Genomic DNA, 5,121 nt, shown 5'->3' with positions numbered 1-5,121 from the left:
CCATATCGCCGCCCGGTGCTGTCGACGGTCGCCATGGCAAAGAGCCCGGCACAGAAGGCGACCACCGACCCGATCAGGGTCAGCGTTGCACCAAGCGCGTCTGCGGTAATGGCGATACCGAAAGGCGGCAACCAGCCGCCCATCACCATTGTAATGACACCGTGATCCAGCACGCGCACCAGAAGACCCAGACTTGCAAGAACGAGAAGGCCCAAAAATGCGATACCGACTTTCGGTTGGAGATCAGTGTTCTTGCGCAGCATCAGCGTCAAGGACCCGCCCAGCATGGTGATCAGGGACGGCGCCACCAAAAGCCAATCACCTGCCGCTATGGGTGCGGTTGCCATGGCTTGTGCAAGATCAACGGAAACGGAAGAACCGGCCATGTAAATTAGTACCCTTGCGGCGGTGTTTGGTCGTGTTCAGGTTCAGCAACACGCATCTTGTTCACTTCGTCGGTTCCCAGTTCCTGATAGGCCCGAAATGCCAGAACCAGAAGAAAGGCGAAAAAGGAAAACGAAATCACGATCGCCGTCAGCACCAGCGCTTGCGGCAGGGGATTGGCAGTCGCGGTTTCCGGCACATAAAGATGCGGCGGAATGAGCGGCGGCACTTCACGCGTCAGGCGGCCGTTGGTGAAAATGAGCATGTTCACCGAGTTGCCGAGGATGGCGATGCCGAGCAGAATTCGCACCAACTGCTTTGACAGCATCAGGTAAACAGCGACGGTGAAGAAGAGGCCAATCAGAATGGCAACACCAGCTTCCATCAGTCCGTCTCCCTTTCTTCAAGCGAAAGCGCGATCGATCCGATCGCCCCCACAACAACGAGATAGACGCCAATGTCGAAGATCAGGGGTGTCGAAAGAGCGATTTCCACGCCGAACATTTCAAAAATCAGCCACTGACTGGTCATGAAAGGCTGATCCTTGAAAAACGACAGCGTACCCGCCAGAGCTCCGATAAACAGGCCGAAACCGGAAATGCTCATGGGGTGAAACACAATAGCCCGGCGAACGGAAGCGACACCGCAGGCGATACCGAAGATCGCCAGCGCGGAAGCTGCAATGAGGCCACCGATAAAGCCGCCGCCAGGTTCGTTGTGTCCCCGCAACAGTACGAAGATAGAAAACAGCACCATGAGCGCCGACAGATAAGGAGCAAAAGTGCGGAAAATTACCGTTCGCATCAGCGGACCTCCGCAGGTTTGGATTTTGAGATCTCGCTGGGAGCAGCCAGCTCCTCCTCGTCCGGTTTCGTGCGTACCCGGATCAGGGCAAGAACACACAGGCCGGCCAGAACCACGACGGCAATTTCGCCAAGTGTATCGAAGCCGCGGAAGTCTACGAGGATCACGTTGACGATGTTGCGGCCATGGGCAATCGAACGGCTGAACTCAGTGAAAAAGTCCGACAGGCGACTATCGAAAGGCTGTTGCGTGATGGCAAGCAACGTCAACGTCAGACCTAAGCCGACAGCGACGGCAACCACGCCGGTCAGAACGGCCTGAGGAACCGAGCGATGATCGCGCGGCGACAGGTTCAGCCTTGTCATGACAAGAGCCAGAATGACAACCGACAGTGTTTCCACCATGAACTGTGTGAAGGAAAGATCCGGAGCGCCGAACATCATGAAGATCAGGGCAACCGCAAATCCCTGGATCCCGAGAGAGACGATGGCGGTCAGTCGGGTTTTGGCGACAAGAACCGCGATCAAACCCAAAACGGCGATCAGCAGGATACCCCATTCATAGAAGCGGTAGTCCGGCATTCTCGGCATCGCGGGAAAGCTGTCCACCAGATAGGCCGGAACCAACACGGCAATGGCCGTGAAGCCGAATGTCAGCAGCATGTAGGTCTGCATTTTGCCGGTTTGTACGAACCGGGTGAACAGGCTTGAAATGCTGACCACTCCGGAGACGAACTGATCGAACCCCTTGTCCGGTCCCCAGCCAATTGCCATCAGGACGGACGCGATCAGAGCCCGCAATTTGTCGATCTGAGTGAACAGGGTAATACCGAGACCAATTGTAATCAGCGAGAGGATCAGCGGAGCGTTGATCTTTGTCGGCAGTAGATGAAGATCCAGTTCCGCAAAAACACCTGTCAGGGAGGCCAGTGTCGGTCCTACAAACAGCACACCAGTCGTGTGAGCCGTCAATGCGAGCACAAGCCCCAGAACGGACAAAACCACAGGTCCGGCGAACAGCAGCACGGGCCCCTCATGAGCGTGTTTCGGTGTTTCCACCTTCGGACCGAAGAAGGGTTTGATGGCGACTGCAGCGGCAATTACCAGCATCAGGGAATTGCCGATCACTGCGACTATGGTGATCGGGAGACCGAGCTCAAGCCACCCCCAAGTACCGTAATACAGAACTTCCTTCGCAATGAAGCCGATGAAGGGCGGCAGGCCGGCCATGGACAGAGCCGCCAGGCAGGCAGCGACGAATGTGACCGGCATTGCAGAGCGCAGACCGCCCAGTTTCGTGATGTCTCGCGTTCCCGCTTCATGGTCGATCGTACCGGCAACCATGAAAAGAGCGCCTTTGAACAGCGAATGCGCCAGAAGGTAAAGCACCGCGCCTTCCAGGGCCTTTTCGTGGCTGGTACCCGTCAACATGACCAGCAGACCGAGCGACGCAACGGTCGTATAGGCCAGCATCAGTTTTAGGTCCGTTTGGCGGACCGCGAGCAGGGTTCCGACAATAAGCGTAACTCCTCCGAAGAGCGGCAGTACGGTTGTCCAGAGTACCGTGTCCCCGAGAAGCGGATGCATGCGCATGAGCATGTAAACGCCTGCCTTCACCATGGTGGCAGAGTGCAGATAGGCCGACACGGGTGTTGGAGCTTCCATGGCGTTGGGAAGCCAGAAATGGAACGGGAACTGCGCCGATTTGGTAAAAGCACCACCCAGTACCAGAATAAAGATCGGCAGGTATAAACCGCTGTCCTTGATGATGTCCGGAGAGCCGAGCAATGTCGACATCTCGATCTCGCCGGTCGCTGCAATTATCAGGATGAAGCCTGCAAGCAATGCCAGACCACCACCACCTGTCACCACAAGCGCCTGGATCGCTGCTCTTCTGGAAGCTGCGCGCAGATGATCGAACCCGATAAGAAGAAACGATGTGATCGAGGTCAGTTCCCAGAAAATGAAAAGCGAGATCAGATTGTTGCCAAGCACCAATCCAAGCATCGCTCCCATGAACATGAAGAGGAACGAAAAAAACCGTCCTTGCTGCGGATGCCCCTTCAGATATCCGCCGGCATAGAGAATGATAAAGGTTCCAATACCTGAAATCAGCAAGGCGAAAAGCGTCGAGAGGCCGTCGACATAGACGGAAAAGTTGATCCCGTAACTTGGCGCCCAGGCCTTGGCGGCAACAAAGCTCTGCCCTTCTGAGACCGGCGCGATAAATCCGGCGAAATGCAGAAAGATCAGGGCAGGCACAAGGGCAAGTGGCCAAGCTGCGTTGTGCTTGAACCAGCGGGTCAAGATGGGAGCAACCACAGCCGCCGCGAACGGAGCCAGAACGGCGTAGAGAGTGGTGTCGTCAATCACTGCTGGCGTCATTCTGAGCTTTCGTCACGTTTAGCAAGAAACGGCAGGTGCCAATCATCTCGAATCAACACTTGTTTGCCGAATAATAGCGGGCCGCAAGATTAATGACATGTCTTAGGCATGTGTATAGCCGTCTTCAAGCACCTGAAGAACGATTTCCGCTCTTTTTGGACGCTGCACCTAGGGGTTTTTGCCGAGAAAATGCGAACCTGACTCAGAGTATACGTAGCTTTGCAATGAACTTGGGATCTCACCCCCTGTTTCAAATTCCAAATGCTCACGAATTCGACTGAATGCTGGTGTATCCCACCTTCAGCCCTTCCTGGATCTGGAAAAATCAGACCTCTTGATTTCAAAGTCGGAATACCGTTCATAGACAGTGAAGGTTGTGTCACGAAGAGGCGGTTGTGCCATGATCAAATTGCAGCAAGCGATATCCTGAGTGAGGTAAAAATGATATCGGACAGCATCAAGGAAGCATTGTCTTCCGGTCGAGACCTGCCCCGCCAAACCGGCATCGACTTCGAGACGCTTGTAAACCTGAGCAACGATGCACTTGTATTGCTGGCGCTTGACGGCAGACCTGTTTTTACTTCACTCGCCACCGAGAGACTTCTGGGCTGGAGTGCGGGAAAACTCGCGGATCATCTGAGCGACCTTGTCTATCTCGACACTCCAAACAGCGAAGCGGAAATCCTGCAGCACATTCTTTCGGGCAAAGCAGATCCTTCAAGCCCTCTCCCCCGCACCGACGTTCAGCTCAGAACCGCATTCGGCTCGTTGATCTGGGTCGAAGTCAACACGCATCTCCTCAGGGATGTTTCCGGGCAACACCATGCCTTCGCCGTCTACTTCCGCAGCATTTCCAAACGAAAGGAACTGGAACGTTTCTTTGAATCTGTAACCCGCACCGATCCCATAACCGGTCTTTTTAACCGCCGCGCATTCGAGGACAGTCTGAACCGGGAATGGGCACTTGCTCTTCGTGAAAAATCACATACCAGCCTGATCAAGGTTTCAATCGATCGATTTGAAGCATTGAGCGAACACTTTGGTCCGACAGCGGCTGAAGACTGTCTCATCAAAGTGGCATCGACATTGAAGGAAACCGTCCGTCGCCCGGCCGATATCGCGGCCCGCACAGCGTCTTCTGAATTTTCTATTCTGCTTCCCAGAACGCATGAGGTCGGTGCACAAACGATAAGCGCCTATATCCAGATGGCGATTCAGGATCTTGGAATCCCCAATCCGGACAATATTGCAGGGCACGGTGTCGTCACTGCCTCGGTTGGCGCAGCCTGCGCCGTGGCAGACAAATCCGGCGTTTCAGACAGCTGCGAACATATTCTGGCTGCTGCAGAAAACTGCGTCTTCCAGGCTCGGCAGGAAGGTGGAAACCGGGTCAAAACAGTAATGAATGTGCTGACGGCCTGAGATCACTCACGTCTATCTGTCTTGCCGTGATCGAGTCGTCCCCTTATTTCTTGCCCGGAACGTCTAAATCAAAAGGTCAGGAATGAACGACGATACTCCCCACCGGAAGGACGGCACGCCAAAAGTC

4 protein-coding genes and 1 pseudogene are annotated in these 5,121 nt (G+C 54.8%); 1 reads left to right on the top strand and 4 read right to left on the bottom strand.

From position 1 onward, the window contains the following. From K5905_RS27135 to K5905_RS27120, 4 genes and pseudogenes are all read right to left on the bottom strand, one after another. Positions 1-386: pseudogene (locus K5905_RS27135) on the bottom strand (Na+/H+ antiporter subunit D); the annotation flags it as partial. Positions 387-391: 5 nt separating this feature from the next. Next, the gene (locus K5905_RS27130; protein WP_297590133.1) at positions 392-769 is read right to left on the bottom strand and encodes a Na+/H+ antiporter subunit C; all 378 of its coding nucleotides are present in this window, start codon (positions 767-769) and stop codon (positions 392-394) included. Further along, a complete protein-coding gene (locus tag K5905_RS27125; RefSeq protein WP_297590131.1) occupies positions 769-1,188 on the bottom strand; it encodes a Na(+)/H(+) antiporter subunit B in 420 nt (139 codons plus the stop codon). Before K5905_RS27125 ends, K5905_RS27130 begins: the two co-directional genes overlap by 1 nt. Next, positions 1,188-3,572, bottom strand: coding sequence for a putative monovalent cation/H+ antiporter subunit A (locus tag K5905_RS27120; RefSeq protein ID WP_297590128.1), 2,385 nt, complete (start codon positions 3,570-3,572; stop codon positions 1,188-1,190). Before K5905_RS27120 ends, K5905_RS27125 begins: the two co-directional genes overlap by 1 nt. Positions 3,573-4,013: 441 nt before the next feature. Between K5905_RS27120 and K5905_RS27115 the strand changes: the two genes are divergently transcribed. Next, positions 4,014-4,994 (top strand): diguanylate cyclase, encoded by a 981-nt coding sequence (locus tag K5905_RS27115; protein WP_297590126.1) that lies wholly within the window; start codon positions 4,014-4,016, stop codon positions 4,992-4,994. Positions 4,995-5,121: the final 127 nt, after the last annotated feature.

The organism is Roseibium sp. (assembly GCF_025698965.1).
Lineage (GTDB): Bacteria > Pseudomonadota > Alphaproteobacteria > Rhizobiales > Stappiaceae > Roseibium.
This window is presented reverse-complemented; position numbering and strand designations above follow the sequence as displayed.

Bases quoted from the DNA above. Each gene is read 5' to 3' on its own strand.
- K5905_RS27125 (WP_297590131.1), bottom strand. From the start codon at position 1,188: ATGCGAACGGTAATTTTCCGCACTTTTGCTCCTTATCTGTCGGCGCTC.
- K5905_RS27115 (WP_297590126.1), top strand. From the start codon at position 4,014: ATGATATCGGACAGCATCAAGGAAGCATTGTCTTCCGGTCGAGACCTG.
- K5905_RS27130 (WP_297590133.1), bottom strand. From the start codon at position 769: ATGGAAGCTGGTGTTGCCATTCTGATTGGCCTCTTCTTCACCGTCGCT.
- K5905_RS27120 (WP_297590128.1), bottom strand. From the start codon at position 3,572: ATGACGCCAGCAGTGATTGACGACACCACTCTCTACGCCGTTCTGGCT.